Origin of the sequence: uncultured Planococcus sp. (genome assembly GCF_947501725.1) — a bacterium.
Classification (GTDB): domain Bacteria; phylum Bacillota; class Bacilli; order Bacillales_A; family Planococcaceae; genus Planococcus; species Planococcus donghaensis_C.
This window is the reverse complement of record NZ_CANMXD010000001.1, coordinates 115,056-131,455: the sequence shown is the minus strand read 5'-3', so window position 1 is coordinate 131,455 and position 16,400 is coordinate 115,056. Positions and strand designations below refer to the sequence as shown.

14 protein-coding genes and 1 other annotated feature are annotated in these 16,400 nt (G+C 46.3%); of the genes, 3 read left to right on the top strand and 11 right to left on the bottom strand.

Translation table 11 applies throughout. From position 1 onward, the window contains the following. Positions 1-11: 11 nt before the first annotated feature. The 7 genes from Q0785_RS00700 to Q0785_RS00670 all read right to left on the bottom strand — a co-directional run bounded on the left by Q0785_RS00700 (position 12) and on the right by Q0785_RS00670 (position 8,115). Entirely contained in the window at positions 12-1,334 is a 1,323-nt protein-coding gene (locus Q0785_RS00700; RefSeq protein ID WP_298823812.1) for a TRAP transporter large permease, read from the bottom strand. Positions 1,335-1,415: 81 nt separating this feature from the next. Then, positions 1,416-2,531 carry a TRAP transporter substrate-binding protein DctP gene (gene dctP / locus Q0785_RS00695; protein WP_298823810.1) on the bottom strand — a complete coding sequence of 372 codons (1,116 nt, stop codon included), beginning with the start codon at positions 2,529-2,531 and terminating at the stop codon, positions 1,416-1,418. A gap of 65 nt (positions 2,532-2,596) precedes the next feature. Next, positions 2,597-3,373, bottom strand: a complete 777-nt coding sequence (locus Q0785_RS00690) for an enoyl-CoA hydratase/isomerase family protein (RefSeq protein ID WP_298823808.1) — start codon at positions 3,371-3,373, stop codon at positions 2,597-2,599. 16 nt (positions 3,374-3,389) lie between these two features. Then, positions 3,390-4,373, bottom strand: a complete 984-nt coding sequence (locus Q0785_RS00685) for an NADPH:quinone oxidoreductase family protein (protein WP_298823806.1) — start codon at positions 4,371-4,373, stop codon at positions 3,390-3,392. A 12-nt stretch (positions 4,374-4,385) separates the two neighbouring features. Then, the gene (locus tag Q0785_RS00680) at positions 4,386-5,612 is read right to left on the bottom strand and encodes an acyl-CoA dehydrogenase family protein (protein WP_298823804.1); all 1,227 of its coding nucleotides are present in this window, start codon (positions 5,610-5,612) and stop codon (positions 4,386-4,388) included. Continuing rightward, complete coding sequence (locus tag Q0785_RS00675; protein WP_298823802.1) at positions 5,605-7,185, bottom strand: class I adenylate-forming enzyme family protein; 1,581 nt, start codon at positions 7,183-7,185, stop codon at positions 5,605-5,607. The genes Q0785_RS00680 and Q0785_RS00675 overlap by 8 nt, the downstream gene beginning before the upstream one ends. 210 nt (positions 7,186-7,395) lie before the next feature. Next, positions 7,396-8,115 carry a YebC/PmpR family DNA-binding transcriptional regulator gene (locus tag Q0785_RS00670; RefSeq protein WP_223639411.1) on the bottom strand — a complete coding sequence of 240 codons (720 nt, stop codon included), beginning with the start codon at positions 8,113-8,115 and terminating at the stop codon, positions 7,396-7,398. Positions 8,116-8,311: 196 nt separating this feature from the next. On the opposite strand from Q0785_RS00670, the gene Q0785_RS00665 reads away from it, so the two are divergent. Beyond that, complete coding sequence (locus Q0785_RS00665) at positions 8,312-9,055, top strand: SDR family NAD(P)-dependent oxidoreductase (RefSeq protein WP_298823792.1); 744 nt, start codon at positions 8,312-8,314, stop codon at positions 9,053-9,055. A gap of 261 nt (positions 9,056-9,316) precedes the next feature. On the opposite strand, the gene Q0785_RS00660 is transcribed toward Q0785_RS00665, so the two are convergent. Both Q0785_RS00660 and Q0785_RS00655 read right to left on the bottom strand, forming a co-directional pair. Continuing rightward, positions 9,317-9,532, bottom strand: a complete 216-nt coding sequence (locus tag Q0785_RS00660; protein WP_298823790.1) for a hypothetical protein — start codon at positions 9,530-9,532, stop codon at positions 9,317-9,319. A 13-nt stretch (positions 9,533-9,545) separates the two neighbouring features. Next, a complete protein-coding gene (locus Q0785_RS00655; RefSeq protein ID WP_298823788.1) occupies positions 9,546-10,649 on the bottom strand; it encodes a nitric oxide synthase oxygenase in 1,104 nt (367 codons plus the stop codon). 138 nt (positions 10,650-10,787) lie between these two features. Here Q0785_RS00655 and Q0785_RS00650 point away from each other — a divergent pair, with 138 nt between their 5' ends. After that, positions 10,788-11,573: an HAD family hydrolase gene (locus Q0785_RS00650; RefSeq protein WP_298823786.1), complete on the top strand. Its 786-nt coding sequence runs from the start codon at positions 10,788-10,790 to the stop codon at positions 11,571-11,573. Between the two features lie 42 nt (positions 11,574-11,615). On the opposite strand, the gene serA is transcribed toward Q0785_RS00650, so the two are convergent. Beyond that, positions 11,616-13,202 carry a phosphoglycerate dehydrogenase gene (gene serA / locus Q0785_RS00645; protein ID WP_298823784.1) on the bottom strand — a complete coding sequence of 529 codons (1,587 nt, stop codon included), beginning with the start codon at positions 13,200-13,202 and terminating at the stop codon, positions 11,616-11,618. Next, positions 13,199-14,362, bottom strand: a complete 1,164-nt coding sequence (locus tag Q0785_RS00640) for an alanine--glyoxylate aminotransferase family protein (RefSeq protein WP_298823782.1) — start codon at positions 14,360-14,362, stop codon at positions 13,199-13,201. Before Q0785_RS00640 ends, serA begins: the two co-directional genes overlap by 4 nt. A 91-nt stretch (positions 14,363-14,453) precedes the next feature. Next, positions 14,454-14,681, bottom strand: a binding site (T-box leader). A 238-nt stretch (positions 14,682-14,919) separates the two neighbouring features. Here Q0785_RS00640 and Q0785_RS00635 point away from each other — a divergent pair. Beyond that, positions 14,920-16,353 carry a M20 family metallopeptidase gene (locus Q0785_RS00635; protein WP_298823780.1) on the top strand — a complete coding sequence of 478 codons (1,434 nt, stop codon included), beginning with the start codon at positions 14,920-14,922 and terminating at the stop codon, positions 16,351-16,353. Positions 16,354-16,400 lie beyond the last annotated feature (47 nt).

The window sequence follows — 16,400 nt, the reverse complement described above, 5'->3', positions numbered from 1 at the left end:
CCTTCAGTCGCTCACATGGAATTCGGCAGCCATGTGGCAAGTCCCGGAAACGCAATCATCAAACCACAGACAATGACCATTGCGACGACGGCAAAAACCATCGAAATGCGGAATATTGATCCTGAACTGATGCCGCTGACCCCAGCAACTGCATACACACTCAATCCAACGGGCGGCGTTATCAATCCAATCGTACAGATAACGGCTACAAATACACCGAACCAGAGGATATCAACCTGCAACTCTTGAATGATGGGAAGAATGACTGGAATTGACATCAAGATTACAGCTGCGCCTTCTATAAACATGAACATGATGAACAAAACAACCGAAATGGCGATCAACACCAATACCGGAGTATCCATAATCGGTTCGATCAATTCAATCAAACGCCTAGGCAGCAGAGATAGCGAAACAAAGCGACCGAATATCTGTGCCCCGATCATGATGATCATGACCATCCCTGTCAGTTTGATGGTTTCAACAACTGAGGTTTTGAAAAATTGAAAATTGACCTTACCTAGAACCAGTGCAGCAAGTAAACCGACAAATGCTCCCACTGCTCCTGCTTCAGTCGGTGTAAAGACGCCTGAATAAATCCCGCCGAAAATCACCAAAACGATGAGTATAGCGATAACGCTCACAATAAGTAAACGGATGGCAGATAATTTTTCTGTTACCGGGGCCTCTTTGATTGCCGGCTCTTCTGCTTGTGTCCGTTTTTTTCTTTCCAATCGGAAATACACCAGCATCACCAGGATAAAAATGGCCATGGTCAGTATGCCGGGAATAAATGCCCCGACAAACAAACTGCCCACGGGTGTCTCAGTTGCCACTCCGTAAAGGATCAGAATAATGCTCGGTGGGATGATTCCCGATAATGAACCTCCCGATGCCGCTATCGCTCCAGCGAGTGGTGCACTATAGCCATGTTTCCGCAGCTCCGGAATTGCCACTTGGCCAAGTGAAGCTGAAGTTGCGGTTCCCGAACCGGAAACTGCCCCCAGCATTCCACCAATAATCAATGTTAAGACTCCAAGTAGACTGTTTTTTCCTTTTGAGACCTTATGGACCATATAAAAAATATCCTGAACCAAGCCTGATTGAAGAATAAATTGCGCCATTAAAACAAAAAGGGGAATGGTTGTTAAGGTATAGCTTGCGACCCGGTTAAAGGGTTCATTTCCAAGCAGTCCGGGAAGTATCCCGAAACCCTCCAATAAAATCAAACCGATTATGCCGCTGGCAAGGAGAACCGAATGTATATAAAGACCTGCAATCAGCAGGACAATCATCATTACCAGAATAATTCCTATGACCAGTAAGTTATCCACCTCAAGACCTCCTTGCATGAAATTATAGAAAGAAAAGGGAACGGCTCACTGGATGATAAGCTATTCCCTTGTCCCAAACGGCTACTCCAGATCCATGATGGCTTCCGGTACCTCGCCGCCTTCTTCAATTAGAAGATCTCTCCACATTTTAACCAATTCATTTCCTGGCATTCCATTTTCCTCTAGCAATGTTGCGTAATCTGTCCATGTCTCTTCGATCCCTTGGTTGAAATGGTCCTGGACTGCCGGATCCAAATCAGCAAAGTCAACGAATTTCCCGCCATTCGCTTCATTTTCCGGGATGATTTCTTCTGAGCGGTTGATCCACTCCTGAGCGCCAGGCTCGAAGATCTCTTCGTTTGCTTGCGTCATCGCTTCCTGTACATTTTCGGGCATCTCTTCCCATTTATCCTGGCTCATTCCAATAAAGGCGTTGAAATGTCCGAAATTGATGCCAGTCAAAGTATAACGGAACAAATCCTGGAATCCGTATCCTGTCCAGTCGGCAATACTGTAAAACGCTCCTTCGAATGTGCCTCTGCTCAAGGAGTCATAAATTTCTACAGCAGGCATTGTCACACTGTTGATGCCCGTTTTAGCCGCATACATTTCATGGATCCGTGAAGGCGTGCGAAGTGAAGTACCTTCTACATCGCTGACTGCATTGAATTCATGGCCGGTTGTTGAAATTGAATATTCCTGTGTAGTAGAGATTGGGAATACTTTAAAATCACCAAATTGCATCTCAGTATAGGTCTGTCCATCTGCCAGCTCCTCTTCACTTTCAAGAAGATTTTTCCAGGCGTTGGAAGCGATTATCGTATCCGAATGATTCAACGGCAGCATTGTCACTTCCGCCATCGGAAATTGATCCGGCTGGTAAATCGGCAGAACGAGAGCAACGTCCACTGTACCGGTTTCGAGAGCTTCCGCTTCATCGGGAACCGCCACCAACTCGCCTCCGGTGAAGGATTCAAATTGAACCTGTCCTTCCGTCAGTTCCTCGACACGTTCCATCCAAGGCACCATCGATGCTTCCCACCAGGCGTGCTGGGCACTGAGTCCAGTGGCTGCACGCAATGTGATCGTTTCTCCTTCTGAAGAACCACCACCCGCTTCTTCACCGCCTCCACATCCTGACAACAAAAGCACCAATCCTAGACCTGCTACTGAAAAACGAGACTTAAATGATTTCATAATTTCTCCCTCCATCCATTTAATATAGTGATCGTGTTTTTGTATCCGCTTACAAAACCAAAATACTATTTGCCATAAAATTGAGGAACCCGCTTCTCGAAAAATGCTGAAATGCCTTCTTGATGATCTTTAGTCTGCAGCAGCATCGCCTGAATCATATTTTCCTGCATAAAAGCAGTTTCTTTATGAAGTTCTCCTACATGATTAACCAAGTATTTGACGTATTTATTGCTGATGGGCGGTCCGTCTACAATAAACCCTGCAAATTCAGCTGCTGCTTCCACTGCCGAACCTGTGGAAATTTTGTTGATCAAGCCATGCCTGTAGGCTTCTTCGGCTGACAGAGTCTTGGCTGAAGAAATCCATTCCTTGGCAATCGGCGGGGATACACGCTCAGTTAATGCTTTGATCAAGCCCAGATCCGGAATCAAGCCGATATTCGAAAAGCTCAAAGCGAATTTGGCATTTTCATCTGCGACAATGAAATCCGCAGCAAGAGCGATGCTGAAGCCTGCTCCCGCAGCGTAACCATGCACTGCAGCTATTACGTATTTATCCAGGCTGATTATTTTTTTCGACAGACCCGAAACATACTCGATCCATTCTGCCACTTCGTGGGCATCCGCCAACTCCTTCATGGATGAAATATCGCCGCCTGCAGAAAATGCTTTGCCTTCTCCTGACAAAACGATGACCTTGACTTCCTGGTTGCCGGACAATTCATCCAAGGCAACCATGACTTCCTGCACTAATTCACGCGACAAGGCATTCAACTTCTCCGGTCTATTCAATTTCAAATAACCGATTCCTGCCTGTTTATTGATTTCCACCAATTTAGCCATCCGCTTTCCTCCCTTTTCATTGGGGTTTCACAACCAACTTTCCATAGGTTTTGCGGTCACCCAATAGATCCAATGCCTCTGGAACCTTTTCAAATGGATATTCTTCATAGATCATCGGGCGAATAGCTCCCTTTTCGTATAAATCCATCAATTCGTGATGAGCTTTCATCACTTCTTCCGGATATAAATTGCGGAATAATCCGAAATGGACCCCCACAACCGAATAGTTTTTAATCAAGGCATGATTGGTCGGTGCATCTGCAATCCTGCCTCCAGCAAAGCCAATAACCAACAAACGGCCTTCAAAAGCGATGCATTTTCTGGAACGGTCAAAGGTGTCTCCACCGACAGGATCGAAGATGACATTAGCGCCTTTTCCACCTGTCGCTTCTTTAACTAGGGAGACGAAATCCTCTGTTCGGTAATTGATGACCTGGTCGGCACCAAGCTCTTTGCAGATCGCTGTTTTCTCGTCGCTGCCGGCTGTAGCGATGACAGTAGCTCCTGCTGCTTTTCCAAGCTGGATGGCAGCTGAACCGACACCGCCTGAGCCTGCATGTACCAACAGGGTTTCACCTTTTTGAAGGCGCGCTGTCCGGTGCAGCGCGAAATATGCCGTCTGGTACGTGATGAATAGAGATGCTGCTTCACTGTAGGAAAGCGAATCCGGAATCGGGAAGACCCCTTCTTCCTTGACCACCACCCATTCGGCAAGGCCGCCAGCGGGCAACTGAGGTGTAGCGAGAACACGCTGGCCGATCTGTATGCCCACCCCATCTCCCACCTTTTCAACAATACCGGCAATTTCAGCGCCCGGTGTAAATGGCAGATCAGGTTTTTCCTGATATTTTCCCTGACACTGAAGGATATCAAAGAAATTCAAGGCGGCTGACTCCACTTTCACAAGTACTTCGCCGTTTTTCGGTTCAGGATTCATAAGCTCCGTAAGCTCAAGAGCTTCCTGTGGATCTCCTATTCGGACCACTGTCCAAGCCTTCATCACAATACCCCCTTATTTTACGTTTGAACTTTCCTTCAATTGTTCGCGCAATTCCAGGCGCCCGACATCACGTAGATGGACTTGGTCTGGACCGTCAACCAAACGCAGTGTCCGGGCATTGGCATAATGTGCCGCAAGCGGGAAATCTTCGGTTAAACCGGCTCCACCGAATACTTGTATAGCGCGATCGATGACATTCAATGAAACGCGAGGTGCTGCAATCTTGATCATGGCAATTTCTTTACGTGCCGCTTTAGCACCTTCCTCATCAATTTTATGGGCAGCATGCAAGGTCAAGAGACGCGCCTGTTCAATTTCGATTCTGCTTTCGGCAATGATTTCTTTGATCACATCTTTTTCGGCCAAAGTAGAGCCGAATGCTTCTCTGCTGTCAGCACGTTTGCAAAGGAGCTCCAGTGCCCGTTCGGCTGCTCCGATGGCACGCATGCAATGATGGATGCGTCCTGGTCCAAGGCGGCCCTGTGCAATTTCAAAGCCACGTCCTTCACCCAATAGCATATTGGAAGCCGGTACGCGCACATTCGTGTAATGAACCTCAGCGTGACCTTGCGGTGCATCGTCGTATCCGAAGACAGTCAGCGGACGGATGATTTCCACTCCCGGTGTATCAAAAGGCACGAGAATCATTGATTGTTGCTGATGTTTCGCCGCATTCGGATCTGTTTTCCCCATGACAATCGCAATTTTGCAGCGGGGATCCATCGCTCCGGTTGTCCACCATTTTTTCGCATTGATGACATATTCATCGCCATCACGGACGATGCTGCTTTGGATATTGGTAGCATCGGAAGAAGCGACAGCTGGTTCCGTCATCGAGAAGCACGAACGGATTTCCCCACGCAGCAGAGGCTCCAGCCATTGTTTTTTCTGTTCTTCTGTTCCGTATTTGACGAAGACCTCCATATTGCCGGTATCGGGTGCGTTGCAATTGAACAGCTCCGGCGCAATCAAGGAACGGCCCATGATTTCGCAGAGATGCGAGTAATCGTAATTCGACAAGCCAGCTCCATATTCCGGGTGGTCTAAAAATAAATTCCACAGTCCCTGCTCTTTCGCCTTTTCCTTGAGCTCTTCGATAATCGGAGGAATTGTCCAACGGTCTTCCGCTTCCTGTAGATACTTTTCGACAGTCGCTTCATTCGGATAGACGTAATCATCCATGAACTTCAGTAGTTTTCCTCGTAACTCTTCGGCTTTCGGTGATAATTCTTTAAGCATTTGTTTTTCCTCCAATGTTTTTTAATGTATTTTTTAAAATTTTTCCGGATGCATTTCTTGGCAGGCTATCGATCAGTTCAAATTCTTCAGGAACCTTGAATTTAGCCAGAGACTTTCTACAATGTTCCTTTAACCCAGTGAAATCATCGGCATCCAATTTCGGACCCACCACGAACGCTTTCACTTTTTCCCCGAAAACCGGGTCGGGTTCCCCGATGACAGCAGCTTCCACTACATCGGGGTGGGCTTTCAATACATCCTCGACTTCAATTGAGAATATTTTTTCACCCGCACGGTTGATCATGTCCTTCTTCCGGTCCCGAATATAAATAAAGCCATCTTCATCTTGAATGCCAAGATCTCCTGAATGCCAATAGCCATCCGTAAAACTGGTTTGGTTGGCCATCGGGTTATCCCAATATTCCTTGATGATCATCGGACCCTTAATGTAAAGTTCTCCTGATTCACCGGTTTCGCATTCTTTTCCTTCTGCACCGATGATTTTGATATCCGCCACCTCTACAGGGAGTCCGACTGAAGTCACTTTAGAATCAGGATAGTTTAAGGGCATTAATGTTGCAGGTGAAGTTGTTTCTGTTGCGCCGTAGGCATTGTGCAGGTGTGCATTTGGAAATGCGTTTTTCAGCATCGTAAAGGTCTGCTGATAAATTGGTGAACCTCCAAAAGCCACTTTCTTCACAAAGTCAAACGAGTGTTTTTGAAATTCTTCACTGGTGGACATCATAATGAAAATGGTGGGTACATTAAAAAGAAAGTTGATTTTATGCTTCAGTATTCGATTGATATATTCCTCATTTTGATAGCGGCGCATGCTATATACTGTGCCTCCGACATAGAACATATGCAGAAGTTGACCAACCAGCCCGGTTACATGGAACATGGGTACAGCAATCAGCGTATTGAACGTTTCATCGGTTTTGAAAACCAATTTATAATTCATGAGGCTGTGAATGACATTGATATGAGTCAGCACAGCGCCTTTGGGACGCCCTGTCGTCCCCGACGTATACAAGATGAAAATACCGTCTTCTTCTGTAACCGGAACTTCGAGAAAAGGCGTATCCCTCTTCAATAGTTGTTCGTATGAATTTTGGCCATCAATGACAAAGATGTTTTCTTCAGGTACCACAGCCTCTTCCCTATTAGCCTTCTGCACTTGTTCCAAAAACTCCAGCTCACTGATGATAATGCTCGGTTTGGAATGTCCGAGGATATAGTGAAGCTCTTCTGCCGCCAATTTAACGTTAATCGGAACCATGATAGCTCCAATTTTTGCACAGGCTATAACCAGCAGTGGAAATTCAGCACGATTTCCAACAATGACTGCTACACGATCTCCCTTTGCAATTCCCCGGCTTTGAAGATTGGCCGCAATTGCTGTCGCCAGTTCTTCCAATTGTCGATAGCTCAATGATTGATCTTCGGTTACAATGGCAGGCTTTTCGCCATAAGTTTTGCTGTTGCTACGAATGATTTCTCCAACAGTTTGTGGACGATCTTTAAACACCTTGACTCCTTTTCTCCCAAACAAGCTTACTTCCTGTTGTTCCATAAAATGCCCCCTTTCTTTTCAAAACCAAAGATGAAAGCCCTTACATATAAATTTAAATAAATAGTCAAAATTTTTATACTATTGCTTCAAAGTTAGTATAATTGTTCTTTTTTTGAATTACAAGTCAAATTTCTAATTATCAGAATATTTTTATCGATAAAAAAAGAGACGTTGTGATTTACACAACACGCCTCCTGCTCTATTTCTATTTTATTCGCCTAAATCGACATTGTGATAGACTTGCTGAACGTCTTCCAGATCTTCGATGGCATCAATCATTTTTTCGAACTGTTCCTGGGCATCTTCCGGCAGCGGCAATTCATTTTGCGCGAGCATCGTCAATTCAGCAACCGTAAATTCGGTGATGCCGACATTTTTGAACGCTTCCTGCACGAGGTGATATTGATCTGGTTCGGCGTAGACGATGACGCCATCCTCTTCTTCTGTGATGTCACGGACATCGATATCCGCTTCCATCATCAACTCCAGCACTTCATCAGCAGTTTTGCCTTCAATGCCGAATACCGCAGTATGGTCGAACATATAAGCAACAGATCCGCTGACGCCCATATTGCCGCCGTTTTTTCCGAAAGCCGCGCGGACATCCGAAGCCGTACGGTTGACGTTGTTTGTCAATGTATCTACGATCACCATAGAACCATTCGGCCCGAATCCTTCATACCGCAATTCATCGTAGCTCTCTTCAGACCCGCCTTTAGCTTTTTCCACTGCACGGTCAATGATCGCTCTTGGAATGCTATAGGTCTTTGCACGTTCCAGAACCACTTTCAAAGCCTGGTTAGATTCCGGATCCGGTTCTCCCTGTTTGGCAGCCACATATATTTCACGTCCAAATTTTGCATAGATTCGGCTGGTGTTGGCGTCTTTTGATGCTTTCTTCTCTTTAATATTATTCCATTTGCGTCCCATTGAACTTCCTACTCTCTATAAAGTCTCATTCTGAATGATATTCACTATGTACTATTATAGTACAAATTTTTCGGATGTAACGTATTTTACAGTCAAAAACCGCAGTTTTTGTACGAGCGAATACTTTGAACGGGAGACAAATAGGGTGTACGGTGAAGTTGTAGGAATAATTTGAATCTATTAGGAGGAGTTCATCATGGCAGAAAACAAAGTACTCATCATCACTGGCGGAGCAAGTGGAATTGGCCGGCATGCTTCGTACCAGTTAGCAAAAGAAGGTTACGCCATTGTTGTAGCTGATTTCAATGAAGACGGTGCCAACGAAACCGTTTCCCACATCGAATCCGAAGGCGGAAAAGCCGCATCATTTAAAGTGGATGTGTCGAAAGCGGAGCAAGTGGAAGCGATGGTTGATTTCGCCGTCGAGAAATTCGGAACCTTGAACGGTCTTTTCAATAACGCAGGCATCGGCCTGGTGAAGCCTTTGCTTGAAATGGAGCCCGCCTCTTATCACAAAGTAATCGATGTCGACCAGCACAGCGTCTATTATGGAATCTATTACGGCGCGAAGAAAATGGTTGAACTCGGCACAACCGGAACAATCGTCAATACAGCGTCTATTTATGGATCGATGGCCGCAAAAGGCAGCTTCAACTATAATGCAGCGAAAGCCGCAGTCGTCATGATGTCGAAGTCAGGAGCATTGGAGCTTGCTGAGCATGGCATTCGTGTCGTCGGTGTGGCACCAGGCTTTATCGACACCCCAATCCTTGGAGACGATCCGGAAATGAAAAAAGCTCTGTCGGCTCTTCATATGCACAACAAACTGATCCAGCCTGAAAAAGTGGCCAACGTCGTCAAGTTCCTGTTCTCTGAAGAGGCAGCGGCCGTTAACGGCTCTACCGTCGCAGTGGATGATGGGTTCTTAAGCTTTAAATAAAAATAATAATGCTGTTATTCCGAAACAACCGAAGAAACTCGCATAAAATCTTAGGAAAGAGCCCTTTGCCACTTGGCAAAGGGCTCTTGTCTGTTTTGAGATGCATGCATCGTCGATTTATGGGCGCTCAAATGAATTTGTAGGCGTTCGTACGAATTTGCAGTCGTTCAGCTGAATTTGCAATCGTTCAATCTTATTTGCAGTCGTTCGATTCCAAATCCTAAAAAAAGCAGCGTCTCCTCAAAAGACAGCGCTGCTATTTCACACTTTATCCGTCCGATGGTATTCCGATATCTGGATGACCCGGACATCCCGTGTACTCAGCTCATGGTAGATTCCGCGGCTGTCATGAAACGAAATATACTGATCCCGCTCACTTTGTATCAGCCTTTCTGCCTTTTCCTGTGACTCGACGTGGATGAACCGGCGGATATAATGTTCTTGGTCGAAAAAATAGGTCACTTTGAATTCCTTCATCAGTATCCTCTCCTTATGATTGATAGGGAGCTTTTTGATGGAAATAATTTGGCTTAACCAGATCGTTCTTGTAGGGCTTGTGGAAAATATGGGTCGTAGCCGGAGACATCGGCGGGATTAACCAGACCCAGTTTCCGGTAACATCCCGCCCTTCCACTTCTTCTTTTTTCTCGAAATTCTTGAATTGCTTGGCTGCTGTATGATGATCGACGATCGTCACACCTGCTTCTTGGAACGATTCCAGGACAGCAATATTCAATTCGACTAAAGCTTTGTCTTTCCATAACGAACGGTTCGATTGCGTATTCAATTCCATGAGTCCCGCTACAGCGGGCAGGAAGTTATAGCGGTCTTCGTCTGCCAGATTTCTGGCGCCGATTTCAGTTCCCATATACCAGCCGTTAAAAGGAGCCATCTTGTATGCAATGCCCCCGATTTCCAGCTTCATATCTGAAATGATGGGAACTCCATACCATTTGATGCCGAGTTGTGAAAATGCTGGAATTTCGGGATGGGTGATGTCGACCTCCATGATCGACTGCTCCGGAATCGCTTTCAGAAAAGGCACGTCTCCTGGCAGCTGAATCACTAAAGGCAAAACATCGAAAGCCGTTCCAGCTCCCTGCCAACCAAGTTCCTGGCAATATTTCGTGAATTCCACTGAACCTGGATCACCGATGATGCCTTCTGCAGTTTCGTATCCCGCATAACGGATCAGTTGATGGTTCCATAAACGCATGGATTCTCCATTTTCCTGCTCAGCACGGAACACCGTTATGGCTGGACGGATTTTGCCGTTATTCGAAGCATAGTCGATGTGCTGGATCAAGGCATCAAAAATCCCTTCTACAGTCGTTTGATGCCGTTCGTCAAAAACCGTCAGTGAATTCCAGAACAATCGACCGATGCAGCGGTTATTATTTCGCCATGCCATACGTGCTCCATGCTCCAGTTCTTCAAAAGTATGGGTATAAGTTCCAGTGGTTTCAATTTCCTCTATAACCTCGAGCAGCCTGTCAGCTTTCTGACGCTCACTCTTCCCTAATTCGTAGCAGCAGATCTCTATATAGTCAGTGGCTTCTTCCAATAAAAGCATAGTCGAATTGCTTATTGTCATTGCATTCACTCCTTGCCCCTATCATATCACCTGCACCTTATTCTTTTCAGTGACAGAACTCTGAACTGCCTATGTTTTTATTCGTTTTTCCAGTACACTAGAACAAAGTAAAGATATTGTCAGGAGGAGCTCACAGCGATGGTCAAAGCGATTTTTTTCGATTTGGATGATACCTTATTATGGGATAAAAAAAGTGTTGAAAAAGCATTCGAGGAAACCTGCCAGTTGGCTGAAGAATTGACAGGCCAGGACTGTCCAGGTTTGGAAGAAGCGGTAAGAGCTGCAGCGACCGAGCTTTATGCAGGATACAATACATATGAATTCACCAAGATGATCGGCATCAATCCTTTCGAAGGATTATGGGGGAATTTTGACGATGAAGGAACTGATTTTCAGCAGATGAAAACCATTGTACCGGCATATCGCCGCGAATCCTGGACAGCCGGACTGAAAAAAATCGGCATCGACAGCCCTGACATTGGAGCTCAACTTGCGGAATACTTCCCCGAAGCGCGCAAAAGAAACCCGATCCTCTACGAAGAAAGTTTAAAAGTGCTGGAAGATTTAAAAGGCCATTATCAATTGCTTTTATTGACCAACGGTTCGCCAAGCCTTCAGCAGACCAAACTTGAAATCACACCGGAAATCGCTCCTTACTTTGATCACATCGTCATCTCTGGCGCGTTCGGTAAAGGCAAACCAGATCCGGACATCTTCCATCATGCCTTATCGAAATTCGATTTTTCTGCTGATGACGTGCTGATGGTCGGTGATAACCTCATGACAGATATTATTGGTGCTGAAAAAGCAGGGATTCGCTCCGTCTGGGTCAACCGGGAACAAAAAGCTCCCCATGAATCCATCATCCCAACATACGAAATCCAGCATTTGGAGGAATTGCTTCAACTGCTGGAACAAATTTAAACACAAAAGAGGTCCTCGCTATGAGGACCTCTTTTGTGTTTCTTATAGGTTGATGGGTGTGACTCCCTGGATTTCATCCAGTTTCGATAATTGCTCCAGGCTGCTTGATTCTGCAGGCTTATCAATCGATAACATCATAATGGCGTCTCCACCGACATTCGAGCGCCCAACCTGCATCGTCGCAATGTTGACGTTTTCCTGGCCAAGCAAAGTTCCGACACGCCCGATGACGCCTGGACGGTCATTGTGGCGAACATACAGCAGATGGCCTTCCGGCACTACATCCACCAAATAATCATCCACTTTAACGATACGTGCACCTTGTCCATTCAACAGCGTTCCAGCGGCTTTTCTTGTGCCTTTTGCTGTTTTCACTTCCACAGTGATCAGGCTCGTAAACCCTTTCGATTCCGTAGTCTTTTGTTCGCTGACCACAATTCCTTTTTGATTGGCGATATACATTGCATTGACATCGTTGACGTGCTTGCCAAGATGGCGCTTCAGCATGCCTTTCAGCATATTGCGCGTCAATGGCCCCACTTCCATATTAGCCAAATCTCCAGCATAGCGAACCGTAACTTCCTCTGCGGCCGCACCGCTTAAATCAGTTAAAAAGGCACCCAAACGCTCTGACAAATCAAAGTAAGGTTCGATTTTCTTCATGATCTCTTTCGGTACTGACGGCAGGTTCACTGAGTTTCGGACAGTTCCAGTCGTGAAGTAGCTGACCACGTCCATGCTGACATCTACAGCTACACTTTCCTGAGCTTCAAATGTGCTGGCGCCCAGATGAGGCGTTGCGATAATTTCCGGTAAATCCAATAGTCGGAAGTCAATCATCGGTTCCTGTTCAAAAACGTCAAGTGCAGCGCCGGCTACTTTCCCTGATTTCACTGCGTCGAACAATGCGTTTTCATCGATGATGCCGCCGCGTGCACAGTTGACGATCTGGACGCCGTCTTTCATGATTTCAAAGGCTTCTTTATTGATCAAGTGCTTGGTTTCTTTCAGCAAAGGCGTATGGACAGTAACAAAATCCGCCACTTTCAGAACATCTTCCACTGATCCAAAATCCACACCCAGCTTTTCCGCTTTTTCAGCAGTCAAGAATGGATCATAGGCAATGACGTTCATCCGCTGTCCTTTTGCACGTGCTGCCACTTCCTGTCCGATTCGGCCAAAGCCGACAACTCCAAGTGTTTTGTTCTTCAATTCCACGCCGACATATGATTTACGATCCCATTTTTGATTGCGCAGCGCGTGGAACGCCTGTGGAATTTTGCGTGCCATAGACATCAGCATCGCCATGGTATGCTCAGCGGCCGAGTTGGTATTGCCATCCGGCGCATTGACGACGATGATGCCATGTTCTGTAGCAGCTTCCAGATCGATATTGTCGACGCCGACACCTGCACGTCCGATAATTTTCAAGTTTGATGCTTTTTCAATCAGTTCCCGTGTCACCTGGGTCTGGCTACGGACAAGCAGGGCATCAAACCCATCAATGCGCTCTCCCAATTGTTCCGGAGTTAAGTTGGTTTCCATGACGATGTTTACGCCGTTTGCCTGGCGCAGGGGATAAATCCCCTCTTCGCTGAGTGGATCGCTGATCAATACATGAAAAGTCATTTGGTTTTCTTCCCTTCTGTTAAAAAGACTTGCTGTGCAGCGGCAATTCCTTTACCGAGTTCGATTTCTTTTCCTACTTTGACCAATCCGATTTCCATTGCGGCAATTGTCTGCAGCATATCTGCCGGAGAACAATAGCCCATGTGGCCGATGCGGAAAATCTTTTTCGCCAGATGCTGTTGGCCCCCAGCCACTTCTAATGCAAATTCCTTCTTCATCACTTTACGGAATTCTTCCGCATCAAAATCATCCGGTTTCACGGCTGTAACTGTCGGTGATGCATCTTTGTCAGAAGTCAGTAACGGAATGCCCAATGCTTTAAACGCAGCACGGGTCATATCCTTCATCAAGTGATGTCTTGCGTATACTGCTTCCAATCCTTCTTCCTCCAGCAATTGGAGTACTTGCTGCAATCCGAATAAAATCGACAGAGCCGGAGTGAACGGCGTTGTGTCTTTTAGAATATTGTCTCTGTGTTTTTTAAGGTCCAGGTAAAAACGTGGCTGGGGGTTCGCTTCGATCTTCTTCCATGCACGGTCACTTGCCGCTACGAATGATAGGCCTGCCGGAAGCATAAAGGCTTTTTGTGAACCGGTGACTACAACATCGATTCCCCATTTATCCATTTGGGTTTCCGTTCCCGCCACACAAGATACACCATCTACAATGACGAGCGCCTCAGATACTTCTTTGACAGCTGCTGCCAATTCCTTGATCGGGTTCAGCACGCCAGTGGAAGTTTCACAGAAGGTGGAGAAGACTACCTTAATTTCAGGATGTTCCACAAGAAAATTCTTTACAGCTTCCGGATCGACTGCAAGACCCCATTCCACTTCGAAAACGTGGGTGTGAATACCATATGCTTTACAAATCTTCGCAAAACGATCACCGAATGCACCGGTTACGAGAACCAAAACTTCTTCACCAGGAGCAACTGTATTAACCACTGCGGTTTCCAGCCCCGCAGTCCCACTCCCCGTCAAAATGACAACTTCCTGCTTGGTTCCAAAAACGCGTTTCAATCTCGGTCTGATGTCACTGATCATTTCGGATGTACTCTGTCCACGGTGGCCGATCATCGGTTGTGCCATTGCACGTTGGACACTCGGTGGAATTGGCGTTGGTCCTGGGATTCGTAAAATTTGTTGGTCAGTCAGCATAATGATTTCATTCCCCTCTCGATTTCCCCGCTTTTGCGGGCAGTGATTGTATAAAGACGACAAAAAAGACTCTCCGCCCTTACATAAAGATGCAAGGGGCGAAGAGTCTTCCATTTCGCGGTACCACCCTAATTCACCGTCAAAAAACTGACAGTCTCATTGGTTCACATGCGTAACGGACATGAAGCGGATGGACCTACTGGGGTATTCAATCCATCTATTCAGAAGTGCTGCCAAATGCCGAAACCACTGATTTTCACCAACCATCAGCTCTCTTGAGATTCCCCTGCATAAAGCGTATCTCCATCAATATAGTTAATCTGTATATTTGAATTGACTCCATCATATACAGCCTAAAATACGTTGTCAATATATAAAAAATATTTAGACTTCTTTGCAAACGTTTCCATCTTTCACAAACCCAGAAGCCCCATGCTCTAATAAAAACGAAAAAATATTTTCATAATTCGGTGAAGTGGACCAATTCAACCTCATTTCCGGAAAAGAACATATTTTTGTTATAATGATTATGAATTTATTTCAAAGGAGGAATTGACATGGCAATTAACTCTTCTGTCACTAACTACTTATCAAGCAACAGAGACCACTTCGAATCAATCAGCCAATACGTGTGGGAACATCCTGAAACGCGCTACGAAGAATTTGAGTCCGCTGCTTTCTTAGCTGATGAACTGGAGAAAGAGGGATTTTCAGTCGAACGCGGAGTAGCCGGCATTGAAACCGCATTTGTGGCAACCTATGGAGAAGGAAAGCCGGTCATCGGATTTCTAGGTGAATTCGACGCCCTTTCCGGCCTCAGCCAAAAAGCGAACTCTACACAGCAAGAGCCCTTGGTACCAGGTGGCATCGGCCACGGTTGCGGCCACAACCTGCTCGGCACCGGTTCACTTGCAGCGGCATATGCCGTCAAAGCTTATCTCACTGAAAATAAAATCGACGGAACCGTGAAATTTTACGGCTGTCCCGCTGAAGAAGGCGGCTCCGGCAAAACCTTCATGGTACGTGAAGGCGCCTTCGATGGTTTGGATGTCGCTTTGACCTGGCACCCTTCCTATGCCAATTCCATCATGAGCTTATCGAGCCTCGCCAATTATCAAGTCTATTTCCGTTTCAAAGGAGTGGCTTCGCACGCAGCAAATTCACCGCATTTAGGACGCAGTGCATTGGATGCGGTAGAACTGATGAATGTCGGCGCCAATTACTTGCGCGAACATGTCGTCCAGGAGGCACGGATGCATTACGCCATCACCAACAGCGGCGGATTTTCACCAAATGTTGTCCAGTCGGAAGCGGAGGTTCTGTATTTGATCCGTGCGCCGAAAGTGGGGCAAGTCGATGAAATCTACAAACGCGTCTGCAAAATCGCGGAAGGTGCTGCATTGATGACAGAAACCGATATGACGATCGTCTTCGATAAAGCCTGCTCCAACTATGAACCGAACCGGACATTGGAGGCGATTCTAAATGAGAAATTGCAGGAAGCCGGAGCAGTCCAGCCCACTGAAGAAGAAAAGGAATTCGCTGCCGGAATTTGGCAGACTTTATCTGAAGGAGAAAAAAATAATTTTCTCGCCGGCATGAAAACTTTTGGCTACAGCGGAGATGGCAGCGAGTTCGAAGGAAAATATCTTGCGGATGTGATTTCTGAATATGTCCCTTCGGATGAAGTTATGGCAGGTTCCACCGACGTTTCGGATGTCAGCTGGATTGTTCCAACTGCTCAAGTGACAACGGCCACATCGGCCCTCGGCACGCCTCTTCACACATGGCAGATGGTGACGCAAGGCATCAGTTCATTTGCACACAGCGGCATGCTCTTGTCCTCTGAGGCCATGGCGAATACCGCCATCCATTTGTTCAATAACCCTAGAGACCTGCAGGCGATCAAAGCTGAACACGAAGCGAAGCGTGCGAAAGAGCCTTATACCTGTCCGATTCCGGAAGGGGTTCAGCCCTCTGCTTTGAAATAACGTAAGAAGTAAACATTCTTATAGACGCAAAAAAGACGCCAGAAAAA

Excerpts from the sequence above, each read along its gene's own strand:
- dctP (WP_298823810.1), bottom strand. The coding sequence starts at position 2,531 with ATGAAATCATTTAAGTCTCGTTTTTCAGTAGCAGGTCTAGGATTGGTG.
- Q0785_RS00690 (WP_298823808.1), bottom strand. The coding sequence starts at position 3,373 with ATGGCTAAATTGGTGGAAATCAATAAACAGGCAGGAATCGGTTATTTG.
- Q0785_RS00685 (WP_298823806.1), bottom strand. The coding sequence starts at position 4,373 with ATGAAGGCTTGGACAGTGGTCCGAATAGGAGATCCACAGGAAGCTCTT.
- Q0785_RS00680 (WP_298823804.1), bottom strand. The coding sequence starts at position 5,612 with ATGCTTAAAGAATTATCACCGAAAGCCGAAGAGTTACGAGGAAAACTA.
- Q0785_RS00675 (WP_298823802.1), bottom strand. The coding sequence starts at position 7,185 with ATGGAACAACAGGAAGTAAGCTTGTTTGGGAGAAAAGGAGTCAAGGTG.
- Q0785_RS00670 (WP_223639411.1), bottom strand. The coding sequence starts at position 8,115 with ATGGGACGCAAATGGAATAATATTAAAGAGAAGAAAGCATCAAAAGAC.
- Q0785_RS00665 (WP_298823792.1), top strand. The coding sequence starts at position 8,312 with ATGGCAGAAAACAAAGTACTCATCATCACTGGCGGAGCAAGTGGAATT.
- Q0785_RS00660 (WP_298823790.1), bottom strand. The coding sequence starts at position 9,532 with ATGAAGGAATTCAAAGTGACCTATTTTTTCGACCAAGAACATTATATC.
- Q0785_RS00655 (WP_298823788.1), bottom strand. The coding sequence starts at position 10,649 with ATGACAATAAGCAATTCGACTATGCTTTTATTGGAAGAAGCCACTGAC.
- Q0785_RS00650 (WP_298823786.1), top strand. The coding sequence starts at position 10,788 with ATGGTCAAAGCGATTTTTTTCGATTTGGATGATACCTTATTATGGGAT.
- serA (WP_298823784.1), bottom strand. The coding sequence starts at position 13,202 with ATGACTTTTCATGTATTGATCAGCGATCCACTCAGCGAAGAGGGGATT.
- Q0785_RS00640 (WP_298823782.1), bottom strand. The coding sequence starts at position 14,362 with ATGCTGACTGACCAACAAATTTTACGAATCCCAGGACCAACGCCAATT.
- Q0785_RS00635 (WP_298823780.1), top strand. The coding sequence starts at position 14,920 with ATGGCAATTAACTCTTCTGTCACTAACTACTTATCAAGCAACAGAGAC.